The organism is Streptomyces sp. NBC_01428 (assembly GCF_036231965.1).
In the GTDB taxonomy this organism is placed as follows: domain Bacteria; phylum Actinomycetota; class Actinomycetes; order Streptomycetales; family Streptomycetaceae; genus Streptomyces.
On sequence record NZ_CP109499.1, the window covers coordinates 8,905,426 to 8,931,139 of the forward strand.

Annotated in this window: 25 protein-coding genes and 1 pseudogene; 18 read left to right on the forward strand and 8 right to left on the reverse strand. The window is 67.8% G+C overall.

Annotated features, from left to right (window positions below; all coding sequences use genetic code 11):
• Positions 1 to 46: 46 nt before the first annotated feature.
• The 4 genes from OG406_RS38745 to OG406_RS38760 form a co-directional block, all read right to left on the reverse strand.
• Positions 47 to 901 carry a fumarylacetoacetate hydrolase family protein gene (locus tag OG406_RS38745; RefSeq protein WP_329190527.1) on the reverse strand — a complete coding sequence of 285 codons (855 nt, stop codon included), beginning with the start codon at positions 899 to 901 and terminating at the stop codon, positions 47 to 49.
• A gap of 34 nt (positions 902 to 935) precedes the next feature.
• Positions 936 to 1,973 (reverse strand): cupin domain-containing protein, encoded by a 1,038-nt coding sequence (locus OG406_RS38750; protein WP_329190529.1) that lies wholly within the window; start codon positions 1,971 to 1,973, stop codon positions 936 to 938.
• Positions 1,974 to 2,001: 28 nt separating this feature from the next.
• Positions 2,002 to 3,213 carry an FAD-dependent monooxygenase gene (locus tag OG406_RS38755; protein ID WP_329190531.1) on the reverse strand — a complete coding sequence of 404 codons (1,212 nt, stop codon included), beginning with the start codon at positions 3,211 to 3,213 and terminating at the stop codon, positions 2,002 to 2,004.
• A 205-nt stretch (positions 3,214 to 3,418) separates the two neighbouring features.
• Complete coding sequence (locus OG406_RS38760) at positions 3,419 to 4,699, reverse strand: MFS transporter (protein ID WP_329190533.1); 1,281 nt, start codon at positions 4,697 to 4,699, stop codon at positions 3,419 to 3,421.
• Positions 4,700 to 5,341: 642 nt separating this feature from the next.
• Between OG406_RS38760 and OG406_RS39525 the strand changes: the two are divergent.
• A pseudogene (locus OG406_RS39525) lies at positions 5,342 to 5,434 on the forward strand (DUF4158 domain-containing protein); the annotation flags it as partial.
• Between the two features lie 110 nt (positions 5,435 to 5,544).
• On the opposite strand, the gene OG406_RS38775 reads toward OG406_RS39525, so the two are convergent.
• Positions 5,545 to 5,793, reverse strand: coding sequence for a hypothetical protein (locus tag OG406_RS38775; RefSeq protein ID WP_329190537.1), 249 nt, complete (start codon positions 5,791 to 5,793; stop codon positions 5,545 to 5,547).
• Positions 5,790 to 6,374 (reverse strand): TetR/AcrR family transcriptional regulator, encoded by a 585-nt coding sequence (locus tag OG406_RS38780; RefSeq protein WP_329190539.1) that lies wholly within the window; start codon positions 6,372 to 6,374, stop codon positions 5,790 to 5,792. Before OG406_RS38780 ends, OG406_RS38775 begins: the two co-directional genes overlap by 4 nt.
• A gap of 85 nt (positions 6,375 to 6,459) precedes the next feature.
• Here OG406_RS38780 and OG406_RS38785 point away from each other — a divergent pair, with 85 nt between their 5' ends.
• The 5 genes from OG406_RS38785 (at position 6,460) to OG406_RS38805 (ending at position 12,395) form a co-directional block, all read left to right on the forward strand.
• Entirely contained in the window at positions 6,460 to 7,359 is a 900-nt protein-coding gene (locus tag OG406_RS38785; RefSeq protein WP_329190541.1) for an alpha/beta fold hydrolase, read from the forward strand.
• A gap of 760 nt (positions 7,360 to 8,119) precedes the next feature.
• On the forward strand, positions 8,120 to 8,359 hold the full coding sequence (locus tag OG406_RS38790) for a hypothetical protein (protein ID WP_329190542.1): 240 nt from the start codon (positions 8,120 to 8,122) through the stop codon (positions 8,357 to 8,359).
• A gap of 1,086 nt (positions 8,360 to 9,445) precedes the next feature.
• Positions 9,446 to 9,871, forward strand: coding sequence for a DUF5958 family protein (locus OG406_RS38795; RefSeq protein ID WP_329190543.1), 426 nt, complete (start codon positions 9,446 to 9,448; stop codon positions 9,869 to 9,871).
• Between the two features lie 196 nt (positions 9,872 to 10,067).
• Positions 10,068 to 11,486 carry a S1 RNA-binding domain-containing protein gene (locus OG406_RS38800; protein WP_329190545.1) on the forward strand — a complete coding sequence of 473 codons (1,419 nt, stop codon included), beginning with the start codon at positions 10,068 to 10,070 and terminating at the stop codon, positions 11,484 to 11,486.
• A 123-nt stretch (positions 11,487 to 11,609) separates the two neighbouring features.
• A complete protein-coding gene (locus OG406_RS38805) occupies positions 11,610 to 12,395 on the forward strand; it encodes a 2OG-Fe dioxygenase family protein (protein WP_329190547.1) in 786 nt (261 codons plus the stop codon).
• A gap of 335 nt (positions 12,396 to 12,730) precedes the next feature.
• Here the strand turns inward: OG406_RS38805 and OG406_RS38815 are convergent, their stop codons facing one another.
• Positions 12,731 to 12,859, reverse strand: a complete 129-nt coding sequence (locus OG406_RS38815; protein WP_329190549.1) for a hypothetical protein — start codon at positions 12,857 to 12,859, stop codon at positions 12,731 to 12,733.
• Between the two features lie 127 nt (positions 12,860 to 12,986).
• Positions 12,987 to 13,208: a hypothetical protein gene (locus tag OG406_RS38820; RefSeq protein WP_329191120.1), complete on the reverse strand. Its 222-nt coding sequence runs from the start codon at positions 13,206 to 13,208 to the stop codon at positions 12,987 to 12,989.
• On the opposite strand from OG406_RS38820, the gene OG406_RS38825 reads away from it, so the two are divergent.
• The 12 genes from OG406_RS38825 (at position 13,182) to OG406_RS38880 (ending at position 25,603) form a co-directional block, all read left to right on the forward strand.
• On the forward strand, positions 13,182 to 13,763 hold the full coding sequence (locus OG406_RS38825; protein WP_329190551.1) for a TetR family transcriptional regulator: 582 nt from the start codon (positions 13,182 to 13,184) through the stop codon (positions 13,761 to 13,763). The two genes, OG406_RS38820 and OG406_RS38825, sit on opposite strands and share 27 nt — an antisense overlap.
• Positions 13,764 to 14,700: 937 nt before the next feature.
• Positions 14,701 to 15,513, forward strand: coding sequence for an IclR family transcriptional regulator (locus tag OG406_RS38830; RefSeq protein WP_267052069.1), 813 nt, complete (start codon positions 14,701 to 14,703; stop codon positions 15,511 to 15,513).
• 109 nt (positions 15,514 to 15,622) lie between these two features.
• Complete coding sequence (locus OG406_RS38835; protein WP_329190554.1) at positions 15,623 to 16,252, forward strand: TetR/AcrR family transcriptional regulator; 630 nt, start codon at positions 15,623 to 15,625, stop codon at positions 16,250 to 16,252.
• A 410-nt stretch (positions 16,253 to 16,662) separates the two neighbouring features.
• Positions 16,663 to 17,541 (forward strand): ABC transporter substrate-binding protein, encoded by an 879-nt coding sequence (locus tag OG406_RS38840; RefSeq protein WP_329190556.1) that lies wholly within the window; start codon positions 16,663 to 16,665, stop codon positions 17,539 to 17,541.
• Positions 17,542 to 17,651: 110 nt separating this feature from the next.
• Positions 17,652 to 17,954, forward strand: a complete 303-nt coding sequence (locus OG406_RS38845; RefSeq protein ID WP_267052072.1) for a muconolactone Delta-isomerase family protein — start codon at positions 17,652 to 17,654, stop codon at positions 17,952 to 17,954.
• A 577-nt stretch (positions 17,955 to 18,531) separates the two neighbouring features.
• Complete coding sequence (locus tag OG406_RS38850; RefSeq protein ID WP_329190558.1) at positions 18,532 to 19,722, forward strand: CaiB/BaiF CoA transferase family protein; 1,191 nt, start codon at positions 18,532 to 18,534, stop codon at positions 19,720 to 19,722.
• Between the two features lie 28 nt (positions 19,723 to 19,750).
• Positions 19,751 to 20,638, forward strand: a complete 888-nt coding sequence (locus OG406_RS38855; RefSeq protein ID WP_081220877.1) for a TIGR03619 family F420-dependent LLM class oxidoreductase — start codon at positions 19,751 to 19,753, stop codon at positions 20,636 to 20,638.
• Between the two features lie 23 nt (positions 20,639 to 20,661).
• Positions 20,662 to 22,116 (forward strand): aldehyde dehydrogenase family protein, encoded by a 1,455-nt coding sequence (locus OG406_RS38860; RefSeq protein WP_267052074.1) that lies wholly within the window; start codon positions 20,662 to 20,664, stop codon positions 22,114 to 22,116.
• On the forward strand, positions 22,098 to 23,759 hold the full coding sequence (locus OG406_RS38865) for an AMP-binding protein (RefSeq protein ID WP_329190560.1): 1,662 nt from the start codon (positions 22,098 to 22,100) through the stop codon (positions 23,757 to 23,759). The genes OG406_RS38860 and OG406_RS38865 overlap by 19 nt, the downstream gene beginning before the upstream one ends.
• 189 nt (positions 23,760 to 23,948) lie before the next feature.
• Positions 23,949 to 24,422 carry a VOC family protein gene (locus tag OG406_RS38870; protein WP_267052076.1) on the forward strand — a complete coding sequence of 158 codons (474 nt, stop codon included), beginning with the start codon at positions 23,949 to 23,951 and terminating at the stop codon, positions 24,420 to 24,422.
• Positions 24,423 to 24,614: 192 nt separating this feature from the next.
• The gene (npdG, locus tag OG406_RS38875; protein WP_267052077.1) at positions 24,615 to 25,283 is read left to right on the forward strand and encodes an NADPH-dependent F420 reductase; all 669 of its coding nucleotides are present in this window, start codon (positions 24,615 to 24,617) and stop codon (positions 25,281 to 25,283) included.
• A complete protein-coding gene (locus tag OG406_RS38880; RefSeq protein WP_267052078.1) occupies positions 25,280 to 25,603 on the forward strand; it encodes an NIPSNAP family protein in 324 nt (107 codons plus the stop codon). The genes npdG and OG406_RS38880 overlap by 4 nt, the downstream gene beginning before the upstream one ends.
• Positions 25,604 to 25,714: the final 111 nt, after the last annotated feature.

Here is a 25,714-nt window from a genome sequence, read left to right on the forward strand (position 1 = left end):
GTCGCTGGGCAGTCTATGGGGGCACCACGTCGGCGGGGGCCGGCGCTCAGCGACCGGGCCGCTGGTCGTAGGGCGTGGACCGCGAGCCGTCGACGCCGACCTCCAGTCGGCCGATCCGCTCGATCTCGACGACGACGCGGTCTCCATGGCTGAGCGGCCCGACACCGGCCGGGGTGCCGGTCGCGATCACGTCACCGGGGTGCAAGGTCATCACCGAGGACGTGTAGGCGATCAGCTCGCGGACTCCGAAGATCAGATCAGCCGTGCTGGTGTGCTGGCGGGTCGCACCGGCCACATCGCAGCGCAGGTCCAGCCGGTCCGGATCGGGGATCTCGTCGGTGGTCACGACCCAGGGCCCGATGGGGGTGAAGGTGTCGAAGGACTTGCGGGTCGAGCGGTCCTCTCCGGAGCGCACTGTGATGTCGAGGACGCAGGTGTATCCGAAGACGTGGTCCAAGGCCTGGTCGGCGCTGATCCGGTGGGCTGTCCTGCCGATGACCACACCCAGTTCGCCCTCCTGGTCCGTGCGCTTGTCGCTGTAGGGCAGCACGATGTCCTGGCCCGGGCCGATCACCGAGGAGTTCGCCTTCAGGAACACTCCGAGGTCGGCGATGGAGGTGGTGTACTCCATCTCGGCCTTGTGGTCGAGGTAGTTGACCGGCGCCCCGACGATCTTCCCCGGCCGGGGGAGGGGTGCCTCCAAGACGGCGTCGGAGAGCGGAAGGCGTGCGCAGCCCGTCAGGTCGATCGTGGGCTGTCCTCCGCGGGCTACACCTTCGATGTATTGCTGCAGAGCGCCGGAGGGCGAGGCCGCGAATGGAGCGAGTTGCTCGGTGACGTCGACGATGTCGGATCCGTCGACGTACCCGAGTCGTCCCTTGTTGAAGAGGGCAAGACGCATCAGCGTCTCCTTCGTTGATTGCAGTGGGCTGGGTTCAGGCGCCGGGATCGGCGCTCTGGGCGCGGTAGAGGCCCAGCGATCGCATGACGGGTTCGTCGCTGTAGGAGAAGAGGACGGCGTCCTGGGCGCCGGAGGTGTTCACGTGCCGGTACGTTGCCCAGCCCGGGACGGCGAAGGTGTCGTGCTGCGCCCAGTCCAGCCGCACGCCGTCGACGATGGTGGCGCCCTCACCGTGTACGACGTTGAAGATCGTCGAGGCGGTGTGCTGGTGACCGCCGCCGTCGAATCCGGGCCGCAGCCGTTGCACGCGGCAGCCGATGGTGGGCATGACCGGCCCGCCGGTCCACGGGTTGGTGTACTCCAGGACGATGCCGTCGACGTGGCTGCCCTCGGCGCTGTCCGCGATCGCGTCCAGCGCGCGCTGTGTCTCGGACCAGGTGTAGCGGCTGACGGGGGAGTTGGGGCCGTCCGGGGCCAGCCAAGCGGGGGTGAGGCGGCCGTGCAGGAACTGCCTGCTGCCCGCGTCGTCGGGCCGGGTGACCGGCTGCAGGCGCTGCGGGTACTTCTCGTAGAAGCCGGCTTCGAGGGCGTTGACGAGCGGGTAGTCGAGGGCGTCCAGCCAGATCATCGGCTCGCTGCCCTCGTGTGTGTGGTCGTGCCAGTGCCAGCCCGGTGTCAGCAGAAGGTCACCGGGTTCCATGAAGACCCGCTCGCCGTTGACCGTGGTCCACGCACCGGTTCCCTCCAGGATGAACCGGAAGGCGTTGGACGTGTGCCGGTGTGCCTGGGCCGTATCGCCGGGCAGGATGATCTGCAGCCCCGCGTACAGGGTGGTGACCGTGGCCGGCGGATCGGTGAGACCTGGGTTGACGAGCATGAGCACCCGCCGCTCGGCTTCGTCGAGCGACAGCGTCTGCGAGAAGTGCAGCAGTTGGGGGCGCAGGTCTTTCCAGCTCCACCGGTAGGGCACGGCGCGGCTGCGCGGCTCGGCGGGGAAGAGGTTCCCGTAGAAGCGCCACAGGGGGGCTGCGCCGAGGTTCTCCAGGGCCTTGTAGGCGGGATCTTCGGTCATGGTCTGCTCCTGATGTCCTGTCGGTGCGTCACAGGGCCGGAGCCGCGGCCGTGGCCGGGGTCCAGACCCAGGAGATGTCGTCGAAGTTCTCGGGGGAGCGGGATGCGAGCAGCGTGTTGCGCAGCGTGGCTCCCATGCCTTCCAGGTGGCAGATCTCCCCGAAGCGGCGCGCGCTCTTCTGGATGCGTGCCGCGCGCGGACTGCGCAGGGAGGCGTACGTGGCGAAGGCGTCGTCCAGGCTGCCCGACTGCTCCAGCGCGCGGCCTAGCGCGACGGCGTCCTCGAGCGCCTGGCAGGCGCCCTGGGCGAGGTACTGCAGCATCGGATGGGCTGCATCCCCCAGGAGCGCGATCCGCCCGTACACCCACTGGTCGACAGGGGCCCTGTCGTAGAGGGGCCAGCGCCGGTCGCGGGAGACCAGAGGCAGCGCGTCCCTCACGGCCTGGCACGTGCCGGCGAACCGCTCCTCGAGTTCGGCTTCCGTGCCCCAGTCGTCGGAGTCGGGTGCGTAGCTGTCGCTCTCGAACACGGCCACCTGGTTGTAGAGCTCCCCGCGGCGGACCGGGTACTGCACCAGATGCATGCGCGGACCCGCCCAGACCATGACGGCTTCCGAAGCCGCATGCTTCGACATCCGGCCGGTCATCCGCTCGGCGGGCAGCGCTCCCCGGAAGGCCACATAACGTGAACACTCGGGTGGGCCGTCCCCTATAAGGGCCTGCCGCAGACGGGAGTGGAGCCCGTCAGCCGCGATCACTGCGTCCGCAGCCAGTTCTTCCGGCGATTCCGCGAACCGCAGCCGCACTCCGGAGCTGTCCTGGTCCACGCCGAGGACGGTGCGCCCCGTGTGCAGGCTGACCTGAGGATGCTGCTCACAGGCGGCCAGCAGGGCGGCGTGGAGGTCGGTGCGGTGAGTGACCAGGTAGGGGTGCTGGAAACGCTCACGGTAGGAGTCGCTGAGCAGGTCGAGTGAGGTGAGCTGGTCACCGCTCAGGGCGTCCATCATGACCAGGCGCGGTGGGGCTACAGCCCTTTCGCGGACCGCGTTGAGCACGCCGAGTTCCGCGAGAGCGGCCGAGGCGTTGGGAGCCAGCTGCAGGCCCGCGCCGATCTCGCTGAACTGCGCTGCCTTCTCGACAAGGGTCACCCGGCTGCCGGCGCGGGCAATGGCGAGGGCGGTAGCGAGCCCGCCGATCCCGCCGCCGACGACGGCAAGGTGCGGTGTAAGGACGCTGGGCATACGGCCTCCATGGAGGGGCGGGGCAAGAGACGCAGAGGAATTGAGCGCACCCCACCGATATGATCAGTAGACCAATGATTGGTGTACTGACGACATTAAAGCTGTGTTTCCCCCAGGTCAACGGACGGGAGACAGACGGTGCGAAAGCCGGAGGGGGCAGCCCCGGTCCACAGCACGAAGGGTCTGTCCCGGGAAGCGGCCGCCGTCAGCCGGACTGCTCCGGTGCCGCGTCCCCAAGCAGCCCACCCGCAGCCTGGCGCCGGTGGGCCCACAGCAACCCGGCAGCCATCAGCGCGGTGGCCGCACCCAACAGGCCTACGGCCGAAGCGAGGGCCCCAACAGCCTTCTCCACGCCGAGCAGCACCAGAGGCAGGACGAACGTGCCGCCGAACATCGCACTCGTCCAGAGCCCGGTGCCCCGTCCCCGGTCGGCGAATTCAAGCCGGGACATCCCCCGGATCAGCAGGGCCGGCAACAGCATGCCGGTGCCGAGGCAGTTGACCACCGCTCCGACAACCAGGAAAGGGGCACTGTCGGCGAGGTACATCAGTCCGAAGCCGAGCGAGCAAACGGCGAGAACAGGCGACAGCACCACGTCCGGCGCACGACGCATCCGCGCAAAGGCGACCACCCCCACGACCGTTGCGGCACTAGCCACCGCCGTGGCGAGGCCGATGACACCTGAGCTGGTGACGCCCAGGTCGTCGAGAAGATACGACATCTCCACCGGCACTGTGTAGAAGACCATCGCTCCGAAGACGGTCAGCGCGCACGTGGAGCGCATCTGGCGCCAGGGGAACGGGCGGCGGTACTCCGAAACCGGACGGGCCTGACGATCCGAGGCGCTTTTCCTTTCCGTCCCCGGCAAAGCAATCGCCATAAGGGGAGCGATGAGCAAACTCACCGCGTAGAGCCAGAAGGGAACACGCCAGCCCGCCGAACCGGCCGCCCCACCGACGACGAAGAACACAGTCGCGGACGCCGCGGTGCACATGGTCTGCAGGGACAGGTACCGCACCCGCTGAGGACCTTGGTAGAAGTCACCGATGAGCGTGGTACAGCAGGTCATGATGGCCGCCTCGCAGACACCGACGAGGACCCGGCTGACCAGAATCCCTCCCAGCGAGTCGAGCCACAGCGGGGCCGTACCGCACAGGGCGTACACCACGGTCGCGACCAGAAGGAGGCGCCTGCGCCCGAGCCGGTCGACGATGATCCCGGCAAAAGGCGCCAGCAGGGCGAGCGCCAGGGCGGGGATGGTCAGCACCAGCGGCACCAATGCCTCGGCGCCACGGGCGCCTTCGAAGTGGTCCTGCATCTTCGGCAGAACGGGAGCCAGCAGGACGGCACCAAGGACTGGCAGACACGAACCAGTCATGAGCAGAGAGATCCTGAGCTTGTGGGCAGCTCCCGTCACGTCGGCGACCCTAGCGTCGAGGTCGTCGTCCACGGGGCTCCCAGGAAGCAGGGGCGCGTCAGCGGGCATGGAGGCTCCAGAGAACTTCGCGCGGGAACAGCTGCACCGAAGCACGGAAAGGTGCTCGGTACACTGCGAATGGAATGGCCGCAGGTCAGTGAAGACGGACCGGATTTCTCGGTCCTCGACGTCTGCGGACTCGCTCGACTATGCGGTGCCGTGCGTCACGTTGCCCAGACTCTGCACAATCCGAATTCTGGATCGGCACTATCCAGGACATGGATGAGACCAAGGACATCGCCCCAACGCATCGAGCAGGTAGGGCGGCAGGGAAGGCCTCGGGCGCTATCGTCCTCGCGAAGTCATGGACGGACTTTGGACCCACTTCTTCAGCGACCCCACCTGTCGGCTGCCCTTTGGGATGGTCGTCTGACGGCGGCACTCCACCGGGTTGGCGAGGGGAGCCCCAGGCTCGGGCGCCGGCCACTGCCTTGGGTTGATCTGGTGCGCGAGCGCGGGCCAGTCGGCGACGATCTGGTTTGAGAGGACGGCCAGTTGGTGACCAAGTACGTCCCTCGGCGGTCTACAAGACGATTCCGATAGTCGTGTGCGACTGACCTTCACACGTTGGGCTGGGCCAGGAGCGTGTCGATGAGGGTGAGGTAGCGCTCGCGCCGCGGTGAAAGGAACGCTCCCGGCAAAACGCAGCCGCCGTCCCGTACGGAGTTCGGGCGCTTCTTCTTCCTGGACGATGCGGACCGGGAGCTGATCGAGTCGAAGCGGCGGCTCCACAACCGCCTTGGGTGTGTACGGTTCATGCCTGGCAAACGATCTTCTCCTCCTCGGGTTGCACACTGTGTGGGTGCGCAACCCGAGGCTGCCGTGCTGATCCGACTTCCGGGCCGGGTACTCGGCTACGAGTGATCGACGATGTTGCCGTTGCTGGCGTTGTTCTCGTGGTCGCCCACGTAGCCAGGCGTGCCGCCGAGAACCGGAACTACGGCTGCTTCCTGGATGGCGACGACTCCCGCGGCGAAGTCCCAGTTGTCCGCCGAGTCGACCGGACCATCGAAGTTCGAGTGATCATCTGCGTAAGCGGGGGAAGCCAGGCCCAGGGCGGCAATGGCAACGGCGGCAACAGTCAGCGTCTTTTTCATGATCATCGGCGCAGCGCCCGCGCGAGCGCGTCGACGGTCACCCCGACGATCGCCCGGAGTTGCTCCGGGCTCGACCCGGCCCTGCCCATCACCGCGAGAGACTGGTTTACGGCCGCTACGTGTACGGCGAAGTCCTCGGCGCTCTCGTCGGGCATTCCGCCGGCCTTCAGCGCGGTGCGCAGGCGCGGGCGCTGTTGGCCGAACAATTCTTTGACATGCTCTGCGACGCTTGGGCTCAGCGCCGGACTCGCCATGACCGACTGGGCCATTAGGCATCCGTCGGGCACGGCGGGGTCGGCGATGCGTCCCAGGGTGACATCGAAGAACGCGCGGACGGCGGCGACGGGGTCCGCGGCCGCGCACGAGAGAGCGGCGTTGAACTTGGCGCCGTAGCGCGTGGCGTAGCGATCCAGGCAGCGGAGGAAGAGTGCGTCCTTGTCGCCGAGTGAGGAGTAGATCGAGCTGCGGTTCAGGCCGGTCGCCCGGGACAGGTCGTCGAGCGAGGTGTCGGCGTAGCCGGAGCGCCAGAACTGGATCATCGCGGCGTCGAGCACCGTGTCCATGTCGAACTGCTTCTTGCCTGCCATGCAGCCCATCCTCCCATCTTGAACTGATTGGTTCAAGACATGCTAGCGTCGAATCACGGTCCACCCGCCTCGATGGAGGATTCCCATGACCAACCCCGTCCCCGCCCTGCCTCTGCATGACCTGGCCGGATTCACGCACCGCTGGGTCGACGCCGACGGCGTCCGCCTGCACGCCGTCGAAGGCGGTCGGCCGGACGGACCGGCCGTCGTCCTGCTCACCGGGTTCCCGCAGACGTGGTGGGCCTGGCGAAAGGTCATGCCTGCTCTCGCCGATCGCTTCCGGGTCATAGCGATCGACCGGCCGGGCCAAGGCAATTCCGAGCATCCGGAGCTGAGCTACGACACGCACACGGTCGCCGCGCACATCCAGGCCGCTGTGAACGCTCTCGGCGTGCGGGACTACTGGCTCGCCGGGCACGACATCGGCGCCTGGGTCGCCTTCTCCCTCGCCCTGAACTACGAGAGCCGACTGCACGGGGTCGCGCTGCTCGACGCCGGAATTCCCGGTATCACCATGCCGGAAGCGATCTCTCTCGATCCGGCTCTGGCGTTCAAGACCTGGCACTTCGCGTTCCACGTGGTGCCCCATCTTCCCGAGACGCTGATAGCCGGCCGCGAGCGGGAGTACATCAGCTGGTTCCTGCAGACCAAGTCCCTCGCGCCCGACGCGTTCGAGGAAGCAGAGCTCGACCACTACGGCGCGGCCCTTGCCGTTGATGGCGGCCTGCGTGCCGGCCTCGCCTACTACCGCGACGCCGCCGAGTCCGCGCGCAAGAACCACGCGGCACTCGGGCAACGGCGGCTGACCGCGCCCGTCCTCGGAATCTCCAGCAGCCACGGCTCGATCCCGGACATGGCGGCCTCCATCAGCCCGTGGGCCGAGAACGTGACCGGCGTCATCGTGCCCGACGCCGGTCACTACATCCCCGAGGAGCAGCCCGAGGCCGTCGCTGCCGCCCTCACCGACTTCTTCAACGGCCGCTAGCGCTCCAGCAGGAGGGCAATCCCCAATACCGTCGGGGCCCGCCAGTTACGGGCCCGGGGGTGGGCAGCAGAGATCGAGCGCGAAGCCGAAGCAGCCGACAGGCCTGCGGTGGAGATGTTCTTCAACCTGTTGGACGAGTACCGCGCGGAGCGCAGCGAACGAAAGGATAGAACTTTCCCTACTTCATCAAGCACCCGCCTGCGCTCCGCTCCACCGGGCGGGCTCCCGGCTCCGCTCGGGGCGCCGCTCCTGCCTTCGGCCCGCTCCGCCCCAGCTGCGCCGACGCCCGCCCACTGTGGATAGGACCGGAGGTCATGAGTCGAGCACCCGAGACGTTCGCGGCCCACGGTCACAGACGACGCCTCCGGCGGGGGATCGGTCGGCACCGGGTGGGAGGGGGCGCCGTTCCCGGCCGCGGGCACATCGTGGCAAGCGTAGTGGGCACCATCCCGTCCACCATCGACCCAGGCAGAGCCGAGCGGACGTGGCCCATGGCGTCCAGGTCGTTCGTACAGCGGCGCGCTCCACCTGGAGACCTGAACCACGCCCGCTCCACGGTGTGCGGGTCGACGGCGGACGGGATGGGAGCCAGGGCGAGTGGTGGGTTATGTCAGGTCCGAGGTGCGCCGAACCTCTTGGCTATGAGTTGGCCGCCTGTTTTACTTCGCCGCATGATCACGGGGCTCTGCGCTGGCTTCCTCGGTGGGGTGATTAAGCATCCATCGACCGCCGCCAATGTGCCGAACGAGGAGGGGGCTCAATGACCGAGCGGGGTCGGCAAGGCATTGTGCGGTGGTTCCAGGTGGCGCTGGGGGGCCTCCTGTTGATCATGCTGGCATGGAAAGCGATCGACGACGACCCATGGGCGCGGCTCGCGCTCGCTGGAGCACTGATCTTCTTGGCGTACGTCGTTGGGCATGTGGTGGGTTTCCGGTCGGCCAGGCAACGACAACGCCGCCCTGACGACCAGCCCACCATGAACGACGGTGGCATCCAATAGGCGTCGGGCCGTCACGGGGCCGTTGGAGGGCGCTCAACGACAACCAACGCTGACAACCACCGACGGCCAAGTCGCAGGTCGCAGCGTTGATCGATTGCGCCGTCGCAGGTCACAGACCCGGCCCTTCACTTCTTCGACTAGTGATCGCAGCGGGCAGGCCTCAGCCCACCGGAGCCTCGGTCGACCGCTGTGCGTGTTCGACCTCCAAAGCGTCCCGGCTCAGCCGAAGGACGAACGAGGTTGCACAGCGTTCGCCGTGGAGGTAGATGAAGTGCCCAGGACCAGCCCACATCACGACGATGCCAGTACGGTCAAATCGCTGCGAGCACAGGAAGCAAAGCTGATCTCTCGACGGATACTGATCACTGCCTGGTCGAACCAACATCGCTTGTCCTCCCCAGTTTCGGGCGTGCCCCCTGCGTGCCCGCTAAGGCGGGGAACGATGGGGAACAGCGGCAGGTAACGGTCCTGGAGAGACCACGGTCTCTGACCAATTCCCCACTGGTTAGTGACCGTTCACCTGCGGTGGGTGTGGGATTTGAACCCACGGTGACATCGCTGCCACGACGGTTTTCAAGACTGCGTGCAGGACACGGCTCGCCGACGCAGCCCCCATGCCCTGAACCGGCCACTCACGAAGACGCCGACGCCGACGGATAGCGCAATCAGCACGACGGAGGCCCCGCCCTCCACTGTGACGTGGCGAACCTCGGGCACCGATGCCACCAGAAGCGCGCTGAATCCGGCGAAAGTCGCGGCGGCTAGGGCAAGGAAGATCGCCGTTTCAGCCCATCACATTGCCGGCGTCGGTCGAGTCGTCATGGCGTAGTTGTACCTCACGCCTTCCTCTCGTACAGCAGCGAGGTACAGCAACCAGACGCCGGTCGCGCCTCGACCGTCGAAAGGAGGGAAATGAACGGGCTGGGCGGCACGGTTTGAACTGGGGGACTTCGACTTCCTCGTCGGTGATCGCCTCCGCGGCCAAGCGCAGTGACTGAAGAAGGCGCGTGCGCTCGAGAGAAGTACGCGAACAGTTCGGCAGCCAAGGCCCTTCGCCTACACCAGGCATCGTGAAATCATCAAGCGATGACCGAACCGAGCACTGACGACGGCCGCACCTTCCGGCGCGAGACCGAGCTGGTCGTCAACGAGATCGCCCAGGGGCTCCGCACGTTGGACGCGGGTGTTGGCTGGTTCTCCGGCCTCGCGCCGACAACGCAGCAGGAGGTCCTGCAGGAAGTCACCGGCTATGCCATGCAGGCGCACATTACATCTGCTGACGGCCGTGCGGGGGTGGCGCGGTCCGGGGTGAAGCCCACAGCCAACCCTTCGGTCATGATCTGCATGGACCCGCCCCGCCACGGGTTCGCCGGCCTCCCTGCCGCCGAACACGTCACGGCATTCCGTGTCCTCGTTTCCGTGTTCGCCGTTGCCGATACTCGCCGCCGCGACACGTACTGCCTAGGCGCCTGCGGACATGCGTGGCACAACCTGACGGCGACAACCGAGTAGCTGTTCCATCGGCGATTGCGCCTCTGGCTTGTCTGTCGGTGGCCGGACCCTGGCGCTGCTACTGCCCCGCAGGCGTGTGAGGACACGTCCCAGTCCGAGAAGCGACTTCATGTGGAACGACACCGGCTCGGAGTTGGCGGCCTGAGTGCTTGCCCCCTCGATACGTAGGGGCACTGCGCGTTGTCGCATCCGAACCATGCTGGAAGATGAGGGCGTGCTGCCCTACGTCTATCGCGTCACCAAGTACGACCCCGCCGACCGTGACGAACACGGCCACTACACGGGCACCGAGGACACGGTCAGTGACCACGGCCAGGTCGAGGGTGCCTACCTTCAAGCAATCGAAGCGTTCGCCGCGGACACCGATATCGACCGCCTGGCGGTCCGCGAGCCGCACCTCCCAGTGCCATTCGTGAACTTCGGGCTGGAGGCACCGATCGACGGCTTCGGACTGGCCAGTGCCTTCCCGACCGGGCCGGACGGTTTCCACGATGGCGCGGAGGTCTCGGTCGGCACCGCGATGGATCTTGTACGGACCATGCTGCGCGACGGTGGCGCATGGTGTCGGCTGGAAGTGGAGGACACCTTCGCCGTGCACGTGGGCTGGGACCAGTACGTGTACATCGGCAGCAGTCGGCCCTGCGCGACAGCGGTGGCCCGGACCCGCGCGCTCGGATTGTTCCCGGAGCGGATCGACGCCTCGCCGTACGAGTTCGAAGCCGAGGACGAAGGTCCCCAGCGGCCGGCCGACGACGAATTCTGGGCTCAGTTGCGCTGGTCGATGGCGGGGACCAACGCCCGGGTCCTGGAAGAGCAGCCCGCCTACAACTCCGGGCGATGGCACCGCCTCACTCCCGAGAACATCGACACGATCCGCGCCGGGCTCGCTCCCCGAGCTCGGCTGGCTATCTGGCCGGACCTGTCCTCCGACATCGACGCGGTACTCGCCACGCTCCCCGCCGAGGGCCACGTCGAGTGTGTCTGGCAGGGCAGAGATGGACGGATGCGCAGCGCCACCGCCGACGAAGACGAGTTCCCGGAGCTCACCGCCCGCCTCTCCAGCGCTTCCGCCGCGATGATCCTGTCCATGTACGCCGACGACCGGGTCCCGCTGCTCGCCGCCGTCGTGCCCGACGGCGACGGAGTGGTACGCGCCCGCTGGGAGATCGACCCCACCCCGAGCACCCGGAAATGGGCCTTCCTCAAGACTCTTCACCGAGGTGAGATCGTCACCGGCCGGGTGACCCGGATCGCCGATTTCTTGGTCACTTTCGTGGACATCGGCGGCTTCGAAGCGATGATCAATGTCCCCGAGCTGTCATGGCGCCCCTTCAACCATCCCTCCGAGGTCGTCGCCGTCGGCCAGGAGATCAGCGCCAAAGTTCTCGACGTAGACCCGATCCGCGAACGCGTGTCGCTGTCGCTCAGGGACCTGCACAACTCGACCGTCTCAGTGATCGGCATCGACACCGTAGGCTCGTCATCATCTCCTCTCCGCCCAACTGCGTCGCAGCCCCGGTCACGGCTTCTGGATCTACGGCCGGCGCCTGGTCATCGTCGAGACGCTGTCCACGGAGATGTGGCTGGACCTCGAGGAGAACCTCGCCCTGTATGAGCGGGCCTGGGACTGGCTCGCCGCTCCGGTCACGGGCGGCTCTCGCCCCCCAACGGGCGGCGAACGGGACAGGTTTGGCAGGTCAGATGCTGAGCTGGGTCACCAGCTGTCGGGAAGGTACAGATGGTTGAGGCTGGGAACATGGACGGTCTGCGGGAGCGCGGGTTCGTCCGCTACGGCGCCGAACGCCTCGGAATCCGGGCCGGCTCCGCCGAGGATGACCTGGCTCGGATCCGGAGGGTCTTCGCGGCTTTGCCGCCCGACCCGTACGCCCCGGGAACGCATCGGTTCCGCCGCTACTCCCATGCCGTGTACCTGCCGTGGAAGGACGAACTGTCCTGGATTCCCGGAACCCCCGACCCCGTTCACGGCACGGTCACCGACTTCTTCCAGGGCGAGGATGACCCTGCGCACCCGCGGACCCGGCGGGTGCTCCCCGACATCCCCGAGGAGCTGCGTGGCAACGCCCTGCTGCTACGGCTCCTGCGCTGGGACATCGAGCAGGTCCTGGCGCTGAGGGATCTGGGAAGCCGACCGCTGTGGGCCGGTGTTCACCTGATCAGGCTCGGCGTCGACGGTCCCGGCCAGAACGCCGTGTCCACCCCCGACTGCTTGCACCAGGACGGGGGTTCGGCCGGCACGTTCACCTTCGCCCACCTGATCAGCCGTACCAACGTCACCGGTGGCCAGAATGTCATCGCTACCCCCGGCAGCGCAGGCCTGCAGCCCGACGACCCGTGGGCGGACATCCACGCCGAGTTCACCCTCACCGACCCACTGGACGGCTACGCCGTCCACGACCACAGGGTCAGCCATTACGTCGGCCCGGTCCGGGTGGGCTCCGGGCCCGGACCGGGCGAACGGTCCATCCTCATCGTCGGCCTCGCCCCGTACGTCCCCCAACTCTGACGCCGCACCGTCCGAGCCCGGTGGGGGTGCTGGCGCTGCCGAGGTTGGGCCGGCGTCGGTTCCCTTGAGCATCAAGGTGGGGTCCTCGATGCGCTGGAAGCGGCCGTCGGGGGCTATGGCGGCGAACACGTAGACCTCCATGCTCACGGTCGTGCCGTGATTCTTGCTGAGATGGGAGGTGTGCCGGTCTGCGTACGAGTGGTCTGCGTTGTTGCAGAGGCACCGATGCTGAACCCGCATGTGTTCACGCTGCGCTTGGAAGCTGAGGATGGGCGGGCGTCGGCCCCGCCACCGGTGAACCGCCGAGCGCATCGGTAGCGGGAACTTGAGGGCGGTCAGATGCGCCAACCCACTATGAGGGTGTCGTTCCGGGCGAGCCGCGTGATCGCGCGCAGGATGATGGCCAGGCGCCGCTCGCCAAGTTCGGAGGCCGCGGACAGGGGAGTGTTGCCGATGCCCAGCATCGACAGGGTGAGCCCGAGAACACTCGCTCCTCGTGGTCCAGGCCGAGTCCCGCGGGCGGGGTGCTGGACGGCTGGCAGCGGGTCCCGCGGAGTGACGGGACCCGGGGCCGAACGTGATTCACCTGCACTACAGGATTCCGAGCTCCTTCTCGATGCCGCGCACGACGCCGAGCGCGGCGACGAAGGAGCCACCGGACCACCCGGCGCCCACGAGCGCGGTAGCGCCGAGGTGTCGGGCGATCATGTAGGCAACGAGCGAAGCCACGATCCCGGAAAGAATGGCGACGATGATCGCCATGACCTTTTCGGTCCTGGTCGGGCTGTGCACGGGCGGCTGGGTGACGGCCATCGGCGGTTGGTCCTTCGCGAGGCCACCGGCCTGTTCGCCGCACGCGGGTACGGCCGCGTGACCGTGGCAGACATCGCCGCGGCGGCTGGAGTTGCCCCAAAGACCGTGTTCGCGAGTGTCGGCAGCAAGGGCGACATCCTCAATCGCATCGTCGACCAAGGCGTAGCAGCATCGGGGTACGAGAACGCCATGGATGGCCTGCTGGCCCTACGTACGCGGGAGTCGGTGCTCCAGGCGCTGGCCCGCGGAACTCGGGTAGGCAACGAGAGCCAGTTCTCCGTGCACGAGGCGATCAGGAAAGCACTGCCGGTCCATGAGGATGGCGAGGCGCTGTGGGAACGGGCGACTGCGGCCTACCGGGCCGCACTGCGGGAAGCCGCACTCCATCTCCACACACTGGATCCCCCTCCTGCCTTTTCGGTCGAGCGGACGGGCGACCTGCTCTGGTATTGGTTCGGCCCCACCGGCTGGCGCGTATTGGTGGCGGAGAGCGGCTGGTCCTGGGGCGACGCCGAAGAAGCCCTCTATCGGACCGCCGTGTGCGCAATGGGCTGACCTCCGCCCGACGCTTCGGCAAGGGAGCGCCTTCCCGTCCTGGCGTTCGTCGTCCCCTTCCAGGCTGACGCCTGACTGCAGACGGCAAGGTTTGCCCTCTTCAGCCCCGGAGCGGGGCGGCAACCCTTGGCTTGGCCACGAAGGCTGCCGGGCACGTGGAGTGAGTACAAGAGAGGCTGCCGGTAGACCGGTATGGTGCGTGCGCAGGCTGCGGTAGGGAGGGGACCAGCGGCACGCGGCCGCAGGCCGGAATCCGCGGGAAATAGTGTCCGGCTCACGTATGTCCGACGAGCGGCCCTCCAGAGGTCAGCCAGATACCGTGCCTCCATGGCGGACGGTAGATCTCACGCAATGTAAGCCCGCCTACTGAGACCGTGCAGCGGTCGCCACAGCCGGTCTCCCAACGGTGGTGCACAGACCAGCGGCGCGCGCCCGCTTCGTGGGAAGGCTTCCGACTCCGTTCCGGGTTTGGGCGGCCACGCCGTCGAGGAGTAGGCGATGAGCCTATAGGCGGGTCTCGCTGTCGTTCGTGACCGCTGATGGGAGTGATTCCCCCTAAAGGTATGTGCGAGGACCTCGCTCACTGGTGCAGAGACCGTTTGGCGTCGGAAGCTGGTTTGAAGGACACGCTCACTGAGGAAATGATGCCTGTGTCCAGGGATCCCAGGAGCCCTCCGCACCTCCGTCGAATGCGCCGTGAGACCTGCCAACGGGCCGAGCACCGTCGCATTGCGCGGCATCGCGACATTCCCTGGCCCGAGTTCTCCCGCGGCCGCGCGGATGCTGAACACCTCGCCGAGGACCTCTTCGACGGCACCGCGGCCCCGATCCCCCGCTGACGATGATGGTGGCCAGGCCGCCTTCGGGTCCGAGGGGTGCGAGCGCGGGGAGGTTTAATGCGGTCGGGTACGACACCCAGACCGGAAGGTAGGAAGACGTGGCGAATGGCCTTTCCCGGCAACACGGCGGGGCGCTGGACGACGATGTGGATGAGCAGGGGGGAGGAGCTCTCGTACCGGCGGTGTCGCGCACGGTCCGGGTGCTGGACACCCTTGCTCGGAACGTGGGTGGTGCCACGCTCACCGAGCTCGCCAAGAGCTGCTCGCTCGCCAAGAGCACGGCGTCGAACCTGATTCGGACGATGGTGGCCGAGGGCCTGATCAGCTACGACAGTGAGACTCGGCGCTACAACCTCGGGCCGTTGCTGGTGGAGTACGGCATCGCGGCGGTGACCCGCACCACGCCGGTCACTGAGGCGCGGCCGTACATGGAGCGGCTCGCCGAGCGGACACAGCTGGCGTGCCTCGCGATCCAGCCGATGCCCGACGGGCACTTCACGGCGATCGCCAAGATCGAGAGCCGCAAAGACATCAAGATCACGATTGAGATAGGGGCTCGCTTCGATCGGACTGCGCCGCTGCTCAGCCGACTGATCGCCGCCTGGGACGAGTCCGCGAAGCAGGTCGTGCGACCTGACGGGCCGAGTCGTGCGGAACTGCGCGCCAACGGTTTTGGGGCCGTCTTCGGTGAGTACCGTCCTGAACTCAATGTCGCGGGTTTCCCGGTCTTCGACCGCGAGGGATACCCCTGCCTGCTGATCACTCTGCTGGGCATCGGCGCGGATCTCACGCCGCAGGACGTCGAGGAGCTGGCGGAGTACCTGGTGCTCGCGGCTCGGACCATCACTGCCCGCAGTGGTGGACAGGTGCCGGCTGACTACCCTGAAACGAGGGAAGAATCTGCCGTCTGAGCAGGGTTTCGTATGACTTGCGCTGTTTTGTGCGGGGGTAGTGCGGCGGTCCGGCCGAGTCGGTCCGGGTGCCTTGACGGCGCAGGTGACGGGGTGCAGGATCGGGTCCATGGAAACTAATTCAGTTTCCGGCGTTTCCACGGATGACGCGCAGCGTGCCGATCTCATCGTGGAAGCCGCCGGCCGGCTCTTCTTCGCGCCGGGCTGCCCGCGGGTGAGTATGGACGACCTCGCTCGCGAGCTAGGCATGAGCAAGAAGACGATCTACCGCCATTTCCCCGACAAGCGCAGCCTGCTGGCCGCGGTCCTCGACCGGAAGTTCGCCTCTGTGGAGCGCTCTCTGATCGCTGCTGTGGAGGGCGCCGAGGGGCAACCGCTGGACGTCCGCATACAACGGTTCCTGATCGCGGCGGGCAGTGAGCTGGACAAGCTCGGGGCGGCTCAGCTCGCTTTGGGCCGGGGCGACGCCATGTTGCGCGAGTACGTGGAACAGCGGGTGGACGCGGTCATCTACCGCCGGCTCGACGAGTTGCTCGTGGACGGTCACCGGCAAGGGGTGCTGCCCGCACCGCCGGAGCTGCTCAGTGCGATCATCTCCGGCGCGCTCGAACGGTTGCTCACCTCGCAGCTGCCCCGTGAACTCGACTGGACTGCGGCCGATCTCCTGCGGGCGACCGTCGATACGGTGCTGTTCGGGGCGATCCACTCCGGGGACCACGCCGTCGACGATGCGCCATAGCGTGCTGGCGTTCCGAGCATCCGTGGCGACGGTCCGGGACTGGCCCGTGGCAGGGGGCGGCACGTCACCGTGACGAGCCGTTGAGTCTGTGGGGCGCCGAGCGACCTGTGACCACGGGATGTCCTCGGGCGTCCACACTGCCCCGCTGGGCCTGAGCCTGGGCCGGCGAGGGCGCCGCGACAGACGACCGGTGCGTCCTGAATCTCGTGCGTCGAACTGCCGCGAGCGCCCGCCGGTTGCGTGCCCTCCCCGGTCGGTAGGCGATTCCTCGAGTTCCGTCACGGCTGCGGTCGGTGGCGACTTGCCGGGTGCGACATTCTCGGGCCCGCCCGTCGTCGTCCCTGCCTGTCGCGGTTCGGCCGCGGGAGGGAGGGCGACCTGGTGATGGGACAGATGAAAGGAGGACGCTCATGCACACGATCGATCTCGCCTACGTGGGGCGTGGCCCGCACGAGGAACTCGTCGCGTACGTCGCCGACCAACAGGACTACTACGCGGACGAAGGCGTCCACGTCGCCTTGCGCGACGGCTGTGTCTGGGATCCGGAACGGCTGCGCCGTGGCGCTGTCATCGGGCTCGGGCGAACCCTGCTCTCCCGGCTCGTCAGTGGCATCCCCTGGGTCGCGCTGAACGTCAACACTCAGCGCCCGCAGTTCTGGTTCCTCGCCCGCTCGGGTCTGAACTCCCTTGCGGATTTGGCCGGTCGACGGCTGGCGCTGCATCCCGCCCATACCGGGCCCGGGTGCATCGCCCGCATCATCCTGCGCGAGGCCGGACTCGACCCGGACCGCGACGTGCTTTCCGTCGTCCGTTCGCCGGGCAACTACGGCATGGACCTGCGCCGGCTGCGCGACGGCACGATCGACGCAGCGGTGGTCGGCGACACGATGGCCCTGGAGGCGGTGGCGGCCGAGAACGGATGGCAGGTGTTGGCCTTCGCCGGAGATCACTTCCAGATTCCCACCGTGGGCGTGGCCGTCGACCCCACGTACATCCGTCCGGACGACCCGGCGGTCCAGGCCCTGGTACGGGCCCACCGGCGAGCCCTGCGATTGATCCAGAACGAACCCGACATCGCCCAGCGGTATCTCCACGGCTTTCTCGGCGGACACACGCCGGAGGAGGCCCGAGCGCACTACGAGAAGTTCATAGCCCCGCACTTCAGCACCGACGGCCAAGCCGACCTCGTGGTCGGCGACGCCGCCATCACCGCGGTCGCCGCCGAACTGGGCGTCCCCGCCACATTCACCGCATCGGACTTCTTCCGCACCACGCAGGCTGTGGCCTAGCCCCGGCCCCACGCAAGTCGCCGCAGGGGTGGCTGAGCGGTCGCCGCCCGCAGTGTTCGACAGCGGGCGTGTGGCGACGCATTGTCGGAGGAGTACAGAGAGGTCGGCTCGTGAAAGAGTTTTTGGTAGAGGTCACCACCGCGATTCCCGAAGGAACGGATCCGGCCGAGGTGGACCGGCGTCGCACCGCTGAGGCCGCTCGGGCCCGGGAGCTCATCGCCATGGGCCACTTGGTCCGGCTCTGGCGACCGGTGGGCGAGATGCGCAGCATCGCCCTGTGGCGCGCGGTCGACGAGGCTGAACTGTACGACAAGGTCCTCAACACGCTGCCGTTGTGGCCGTGGATGACCGGGACCGTCACCGCTGTCGAGTCCCATCCGAACGACCCGGGCAGGGCGGACGCCACTTCCTGAGGGCGTGTCCGAGGTTTCTCCGTCCCTCGGCGGTTCCTTCTCGCCCAGCCCCGACTGCTCCCGGCATGGCCTGTGTGGAGCTACGCGGTCCTGTTGAAGTCGGCGCCCGGGGCAGGCTGTGCTGGACTCCGCGAGGCCTGGCCCAGGTTGCCGAACCACGCCGTCGTACGCCCGACAGTGAGTGAGGACACGGTCTCCTGTCGGTACGGTGCGCTGTCGCATCGGCCTGAACTGTTATGAGCGCAGCGGTAGTTGGCGGGTGCGCGGGCGCCCGGTCAATGCACCCGGTCGATGCCGTCGCGCTGCCCTCCGGGCCCCGTCATGCCCGACTGCCTTCGCAGGCCACGCCGTTCGACGTGGCCGATAGCGTCCGTCCGGCGATTGCCTTGCTGCGCCGGTGACATGGGCTTGCGGCTCGGATTTCTGGTCACCTCCCGGGTTCCGGCCGACGCCAGATTCGGCCCGGGAAAGCCGACCTCGGCCCGGCCACAGGTTTCTTGACGTAAGGGCGACCCGTACTTACAGTCGTCCACAATGCTGATCTGAGTTCGAGATAATGAACAAAGGTGGTCCCGTGATGGCCCAGGCTAAAGCGCTGCTGGGGACGCGTGTGATCGACGCCGCCACGATGGTGGCGGGCCCGCTGGGCGCGTCGATCCTGGCGGACTTCGGTGCGGACGTCGTGAAAGTGGAGCCCATCACGGGTGACGAATCTCGAACCTTCGGGCCAGGTCGTGACGGTATGAGCGGTGTGTACTCCGGGGTCAACCGGAACAAGCGGGCGATCGCACTGGACCTACGCGCCGAGGACGGGCGGGAGCTCTTTCACGAACTGTGCGCGGGGGCCGACGTGTTGATCGAGAACATGCTGCCCGGCGTGCGGGAACGGTTCGGCCTGACTCCGGAGGCCCTTCGCAAGCGTCACCCGCACCTAATCTGCCTCAACGTGAGCGGGTACGGCGAGAGCGGGCCACTGGCCGGAAGGCCGGCGATGGATCCCGTGGCTCAGGCGCTCACCGGCCTCATGCACGCCACCGGCGACGAGGGCGGCGCGGCCACCAAGGCGGGCCCGCCCATCGCGGACAGCGCGGCCGGCTACCTGATCGCCATCGCGGCCTTGGTAGCCCTGCTGGCCAAGCAGCGGACCGGAGCCGGACAGGACGGGTCCGTATCGCTGATGGGCTCGCTGTTCCATCTTCAGACACCGTGGCTGGGTCAGTACCTGCTGGCCGATCACGTGCCGTCGCGCGTCGGCAACGCGAGCGCCTTCTACGCCCCGTACAACGCCTACCCGACACGGGACGGCGGATCCGTGCACGTGGTGGCCTTCAATGACCGTCACTTCGCACGACTGGCGCAGGTGGTGGACGAGCGGCTCCTCGACGACGAGCGATTCGCTGGGGCCGCGAGCCGACTGGCCCATCGGGAGGAGCTCGACGCGGCGGTGGCCCCGTGGTTCGCCGACCGCGACCGTGACGACGTCGTCACACTCCTCAGCGAGCAGAACATCATCTGTGCCCCGGTGCTGGCTTACGACGAGGCCGTGGCACATCCCCAGATCCGTGCGCTCGACCTGGTGGTCGACATCGAGCACAGCACCCTCGGCCCACTCCAAGTGCCTGGCATCCCCATCAAGTTGTCGGACACCCCTGGGCGTGTGGAACGGCCGCCGACATCACTGGGCGAGCACACGACCGAGCTGCTCGCGGAACTCGGACACGACAACCAGGACATCGCGCGTCTTCTCGCGGCGCGGGTCGTCCGCTGACGTCGAAACTCAGACGAAGGAGCATCACATGAAGGTTGGTATCAGGATCCCCGGCGCCGGACCGTGGGCGGGGCCGGACGCGATCAGCGAGGTCTCCCGCTACGCGGAGAAGATCGGCTTCGACTCGTTGTGGATGACCGATCACGTGGCGCTGCCCACAAAGGTGGAGACCCCCTATCCGTACACGACGGACGGCAAGTTCCTCTGGTCGCCCGAGACGCCGTACCTGGACTGCCTGACGGCCCTGACCTGGGCGGCGGCGGCTACGGAGACCGTCGAACTCGGCACCTCCTGTCTGATCCTTCCCTGGCGGCCACTGGTACCGACGTCGAAGACGCTGGTGAGCATCGACGTCCTGTCCAAGGGCCGGCTGTCCGTCGCCATCGGCGTCGGGTGGATGAAGGAACAGTTCGCGGCCCTGGGCGCGCCCTTCAAGGACCGGGGGCGCCGTGTGACCGAGATGGTCAACGCGATGCGGCAGATGTGGGCCGACGACGAGGTGGACTTCGACGGCGAGTTCTACAACCTGCACGACTTCAAGATGTATCCGAAGCCCGTACGCGGCACCATCCCGATCTGGTTCGCCGGCTACAGCGAGGCGTCACTGCGCCGCATAGCCGCCATCGGGGACGGCTGGCATCCGCTGGCGGTCGGCCCCGAGGAATACGCCGGCCACCTCGCCACCCTCCGCAGGTACGTCGAGGAGGCAGGCCGTGACATGGGCGAGATCACGCTGACGGCGAGGCCGCTGCGCAAGGCCCCGTACAACGCCGAAACCATCGAGGCGTACGGCGACCTCGGTGTCACTCACTTCATCTGCGACACATCCTTCGAGCACGCCACGCTCGACTCCGCGATGGAGGAACTCCAGGCACTCGCCGAGGACGTCCTGCCGACCGCCCACCGCCTTCCCTGACCCCCGAGCGAAGGAGACCGATCGTGCGTGCTCTGACTTCCCATGTCCCGCTGGTCATCGGTGACCAGCTTGCCTCGGCTTCGACAGGGGCGACCTTCGACAGCGTCAACCCGGCCGACGGCACCGTCATCGCGACGGTCGCCGAGGCCACGGCGGACGACGTCGCCCGTGCCGTCGAGGCCGCGCGCGCCGGCGCCACGGTGTGGCAGCGGATGCGGCCGTCCCAACGAACGCGCCTGATGCTGCGCTACGCGGCGCTGATCGAGGCGAACAAGGAACAACTCGCCGAGCTGCAGACCCGCGACATGGGCAAGCCCATCCGTGAGTCGCTCTCGATCGACCTGCCCATCATGGTCGAGACCCTCGAGTACTTCGCCGGCCTGGTGACGAAGATCGAAGGGCGGACCACTCAGGCGCCCGGGCGGTTCCTCAACTACACCGTGCGCGAGCCGATCGGTGTGGTCGGGGCCATCACTCCGTGGAACTTCCCTGCCGTACAGACCATCTGGAAGATCGCACCCGCCCTGGCCATGGGCAACGCCATCGTCCTCAAGCCCGCCCAACTCGCCCCGCTCGTACCGGTCGCACTGGGTGAGCTGGCGCTGGAGGCGGGAATCCCCGCCGGTGTGGTCAACGTCTTGCCCGGCCGGGGCTCGGTTGCCGGAAACGCGCTCGTCCGCAACGCGCACGTCGGCAAGATCACCTTCACCGGGTCCACCGAGGTGGGCCAGGAGATAGGCCGGATGGCTGCGGACCGGCTCATCACCACCTCCCTGGAACTCGGCGGGAAGTCCGCCCTGGTCGCGTTCTCCGACGCCTCCCCGAAGACGATCGCCGACGTGGCCTTTACGGCCATGTACGGCAACCAGGGCGAGACCTGCACCGCGCCCAGCCGGCTACTGGTCGAGAGGCCGATCTACGACGAGGTCGTCGAGCTGGTCAAGGCCCGGGTGGAGGCCGCCAAGGTCGGTGACCCGCTCGACCCGGAGACGGAGATCGGCCCGCTCATCAACGCGGTGCAGCGCGACTCGGTCCACTCCTACGTCCTCTCCGGCGTGCAAGAGGGCGCGGTCCTGCTGTCCGGAAGCACCGAAACACCGCAGGACCGCCCCGGTCAGGGCTTCTTCTACCGGCCCGCGTTGTTCGGTGACGTCACCGCGGACATGCGGATAGCGCGCGAGGAGATCTTCGGACCCGTACTCGGCGTGCTGCCGTTCGAAGGCGAGAAGCAGGCGCTGGCCTTGGCGAACGACACGATCTATGGCCTCGCCGCCGGTGTCTTCACCCGCGACGTGGGCCGGGCACTGCGCTTCGCCGGGACTCTGGACGCAGGGAACGTGTGGATCAACAGCTGGGGCGTACTCAACCCCGCCTCGCCGTACAGAGGGTTCCGGCACAGCGGCCACGGCAGCGACCTCGGTCAGAGCGCGATCGAGAGTTTCACGAAGGAGAAGAGCATATGGGCGCGGCTGGACTAGTGCCGGACAGCGTCGAAGGGCCGGCGGTGTCCCGTCTGCGCGCACTGCGAGGCGTCCCCCGCTGGACGCCGGCGCCGGACTACTCGATCACCCAGGACGCGCTCTTCGCCCACGATCCGAGTGCGGTGGCCCTGCTCACCGCCGGACCGCACGCACCGAACGAGATCACCTTCGGCGAGGTCCAACGTGCCGCGCTGCGCATCGCCGGGGTCCTGCAGGCACGTGGTGTGGACCCGGGTGACCGCGTCGCCATGTATCTCGAACCCTCACCGACCGCTGCGCAGACGGTCTTCGGCGTGCTGGCCGCCGGGGCCGTACTGGTTCCGGTTCCCCGGCTCATGGCCGGCGCGTCCGTGGCCCATCGCCTTGGCGACTCGGGGGCGAAGGTCCTTGTCACGGATGGGCCGGGGCTCGACCGCTTGAGGTCGACCGGATGCGCGATCGAGGACCGCATGGTCCTGAGGGTCGACGGCGTCGACGGACAGTGCGTCGCCGGGCAGTCCGTCGAGCCGCACCGCGAGGCTCCCCACCCCGGTGGGCCGACGCAGCCGGCACTCCTGATGTACACCTCGGGGACCAGCGGTCCGCCCAAGGGGATCGTCCACGGCCACCAAGTCCTGCTCGGCCATGCAGGTGTGGACTGCGCGTTCGAGTTCTTCGAGCCGGGCGACGTCTACTACGGGACGGCCGACTGGGGGTGGATCGGCGGCCTCATGCTGGGGCTGCTCGTACCGTGGTCGTTCGGTGTTCCGGTGGTCGCGCAGCGCCAGCCGCGTTTCGACCCGGACGCGGCACTCGACCTCTTTGCCCGGTGCGGTGTCTCCACCGCGTTCCTCCCGCCGTCGGTCCTGCGCCTGTTCCAGGCGAACGGCCGGGCGCCGGAACGCAGGCTGCGGGCTGTCGTCACCGGCGGCGAGCAGGCAGGCCGTTCCGAGATGGCGTGGGCTCGGCTGCACCTGGCCCAGGCGGTCAACAAGGCGTACGGGCAGACCGAGGCGAACGCGCTCATCGGTGACGCAGCCGTCTTGGGCTCCGTCGATGACGACACGATGGGAACGGCCTATCCGGGGCACCGCATCGCGCTCCTCGGCGAGGACGGCGAGGAGGTGGGTCGCGGCGAGGTCGGAGAGATCGCTCTGGGACTCCCCGATCCGGTTGCCCTGCTCGGGGTGTGGGACGCGGAGTCGGCACGTGCGGTACCGCCGGAAGGCACGTGGCATCGCACAGGAGACCTGGCCCGGCGCGCACACACGCGGCGGTTCGAGTACCTCGGTCGCGTGGATGACGTCATCAAGAGCCGCGGCTATCGGATCGGGCCGGCGGAGATCGAGGACGCTCTGGTGAAACACCCGCGCGTTCTGGAGGCCGCGGCAGTCGGCATACCCGACGACAAGATCGGCCAGCACATCAAGGTGTTCCTCAGGCTCAGCGAGCGCGAGGGCGAGGGCGAGGGCGAGGGCGCGGGCCAGGGCGACGGCGAGAGCGGTGGGCTCGACGACCCGCTTCGCGCGCAGTTGGGCGAACTGGTGGCCACCTCGGTCGGCCCGCATGCCAGGCCTCGGCAGTTCGAGGTGGTCGCGGCCCTGCCGAGGAACGAGACCGGAAAGCTCCTCAGGCGCCGGCTCACCTCACACAGCCACTGACACGGAGCGACGCCTCTCGACGTAGGGCTGCGTGCAGACCCAGGGCTCAGGAACGTGCTGCCGAAATCCGCCCTCACGAGAAGGCGTCCCCGCCGAAGACCCCCTGTCGCACCAGCCCTTGCCGCCCGAACCCGGACGGCCGCACCCGGGCCTGCGACGACCAAGAACGTACCGATGGAAGGAATCGTCATGCGCAAGTTCTGGCATGTGGGAATCAACGTCACCGACATGGACCGGTCGATCGAGTTCTACCAGCACGTCGGCTTCGAGGTCGTGCAGGACAAGGTGGTCGACGACGTCAATCTGGCGCGGGCCTTCATGATCGAGAAGGGCAGCAAACTGCGCTTCGCGCACATGCGGCTCAACAACGCGCCCGATGAGGCGATGCTGGACATCATCGAGTGGCGTGACGTCCCGGCGACGCGTGAGCGGTCCATCGCCGACACCGTCAACCCCGGCCTGTGCCGGTTCTCGATCCTGACCGACGACATCCAGGGCGAGTACGACCGGCTGAGCGCCGCCGGTGTCGAGTTCCTGCACACGCCGCAGACCGTCATGGGTCCGGACGGTGTGAACGGCTGGCGGATTCTCTTCGCCGTCGACCCCGACGGCACGCTTTTCCACTTCGTCGAGCTGGTGGGGGACGCCGCCGCTCACGGGTGAGCCCCCTTCGAGCGGAACGCGGGAGAGGCCGTCACCGTCCGCAGCAGCGGACGGTGGCCGGCCGACCGCTCCCGCAGCGGCGCTGACGAAGCCGCCGGCTGACCCCTTCTGATCCCCAGTACCCCGGCGCATTCGCGCCGAGCCGCTTGTCCGGTGACCGGCTGACGGCACCCTTCGAAAGGAACACCGACCGTGGGTAGACACACCATCGCTGTGGTGGGAGGAACCGGCCCGCAGGGCAAGGGCCTTGCGCTGCACTTCGCCAGGGCGGGCCGCGAAGTCGTCATCGGATCGCGCTCGGCCGAGCGCGCCGAGGAGGCCGCGCAGGAGATCCGGGACCGTATCGGGCCGGGTGAGCACGTACGAGGCCTCAGCAACGCGACTGCCGTCCAAGCGGCCGGGGTCGTCGTGCTCGCGGTGCCGTGGGACGGTCACAAGGAGCTGGTGCGTGACCTCGCCCCGTACCTCGCCGGGAAGCTGGTGATCAGCTGCGTCAACCCGCTGGGCTTCGACAAGCGCGGCGCCTACGGGCTGGACGTCGAGGAGGGCAGCGCCGCGGAACAGACCCAGCAACTCGTCCCCGACGCAGTCGTCGTCGGCGCGTTCCACCACCTCTCCGCGGTGTCGTTGTGGGATGCGCAAGGGCCCCTGGAGCACGAGGACGTCCTGGTGGTCGGCGACGACCGGGACGCGAAGGAGCAGGTCGCCGCTCTCGCCGCGACGATCACTGGCCGATCCGGTGTCGACGGGGGTGCGCTCCGCCTGGCACGCCAGCTGGAGCCGCTCACTGCCGTGCTCATCGGCATCAACCGCCGCTACAAGACGCGCTCCGGGGTCTCGATCTCGGGAATCCCCGCGTGATCCTCGAATTGCGCAAGTACGTCGCGCTGCCGGATCGCGCCGAGGACCTGCACCGCCGCTTCGGTGAAGAGACCCTCGACCTCTTCGACCAGGTCGGACTCGACCTTCGTGGCTTTTGGCACGCCGTCGGCGAGCGGCGGCGGATCGTATATCTCTGCGCGTTCGCCGACGTGGCCGTGGCTGAGGCCTTCTGGGAGGCCTTCCGCGCCGATCCGCGGTGGATCGCGCTGAAGGAACGCACCGAAGCGAACGGGCCGTTGATCGAGAGGATCGAGAGCACCTACCTCGTGGAGCCCGACTACGTCGACGCCCGCAGGTGATCCTCGGACCCGCCCGTTGCCTCGAGCGCGGCTGAGTACGACCAGCCGTGAGGCAGTCAGGGTCTTGACCGGAGTGGATCGATACTCCACCTGTTCCACATCGTGGACATA